The organism is Oleiphilus sp. HI0123 (assembly GCF_001635315.1).
The window spans coordinates 1-1,147 of record NZ_LWGE01001878.1 but is presented as its reverse complement, the minus strand read 5'-3'; the positions used below and the strand labels follow the sequence as shown (position 1 = coordinate 1,147).

At 42.5% G+C, this 1,147-nt stretch carries 1 protein-coding gene and 1 pseudogene; both read right to left on the bottom strand.

Annotated features, from left to right (window positions below):
* Positions 1-318: pseudogene (locus A3761_RS25075) on the bottom strand (hypothetical protein); the annotation flags it as partial.
* A 297-nt stretch (positions 319-615) separates the two neighbouring features.
* The gene (locus A3761_RS25070; protein WP_068513612.1) at positions 616-1,122 is read right to left on the bottom strand and encodes a DUF3087 family protein; all 507 of its coding nucleotides are present in this window, start codon (positions 1,120-1,122) and stop codon (positions 616-618) included.
* Positions 1,123-1,147 lie beyond the last annotated feature (25 nt).

Sequence of the window (1,147 nt, the reverse complement as noted above, 5' to 3'; positions counted from 1 at the left end):
CGAGAGTGAGTTGCCATTGTTGGCGAAGGTAAAGTCTTCGCGGTCATAGCCATCTTGCGAAGAGCCATTCTGCCAGCCATGGAAATAAATAACCGTTGGCTTCGAGTCGTCATAGTAATTACTAATGGTTTCGTTAATCGTGCCATCAGCCTCAATTGCTTTGACCTGATTCTCTGCGCCATTTTGCACCCTAGCCCAGTGCAGGCCATAGTCTAGAAATTCCTCTCCAGCCGCTAATGCGATATCAGAACAGGCAAGCGTCAGGCCTAGTGTCATGACCTTGAGTGGATGAGTATTAAAGAAAGATTTAGGTTTCATAATTTCCCCGTTTTTATGTTTGTTTTGGGTACTTCTTATTGTTCCTTTAGTGCTACAACACGCCACCTTCTTGTGGCGAAACTACAGACTAAAAAACAAATACTTAGAAGGCTTTGGCAAAAATGGGCAAACTAGGTTGTTTAGGTTAAAAGGTATTTATTCGGGCTGGATATTCGAATTTTAGTTGGGTTGTTATTTACTCTGACTCGTTGACTTTCGCACGATCAACCTCGTGCTAACCCGCCTGCGAGCCGTGGAAGGCTCTGCCTACAGATTTGGAGACCACCGCCCCTTCGTTCAAAGCGTCTTCAGTAAATCTGACTGATAATCTTCGATGCTCACGCTCAAACCCAAGCTTTGTATTTTTTCTTCCAGTTCGCGTAAGTCAGTTTTTAGCTGATTGATAGTGAGCGTATTGTCATCCAGCTCATATACCTGAATAGAAGCTTTCAAGTGATAATATTTGATGATAAACGCTTGGTGATTGTTCTGTTCCAACGCTTGGTTTAAGGCTTTTGATTTTCGGTAAATTGCATTGAGCTCTTGTTTAAGCTGCCAGACATACCAAACTTCCGACATAAACGGCGTATTCCGGTTTCGGTATAAAGTATTTAGCACAAGCGCTACGGCAGACACTACACCCACCAGATTCAGAACGAAATTTGAACCTCCAGGTTCCCCAACTAAATGAATCAGTAGGGTTGATACGCTAAGCGCGATCGCCAATAAAGCAACAATGCTTCCAGCAATCACCCAGTTAAGGTGCTTTCGATAAGTTGTTTTATCAATATTCTGTAAATTCATATTCTTCTAACTAAAACCTCTAAAT

Excerpts from the sequence above, each read along its gene's own strand:
- A3761_RS25070 (WP_068513612.1), bottom strand. The coding sequence starts at position 1,122 with ATGAATTTACAGAATATTGATAAAACAACTTATCGAAAGCACCTTAAC.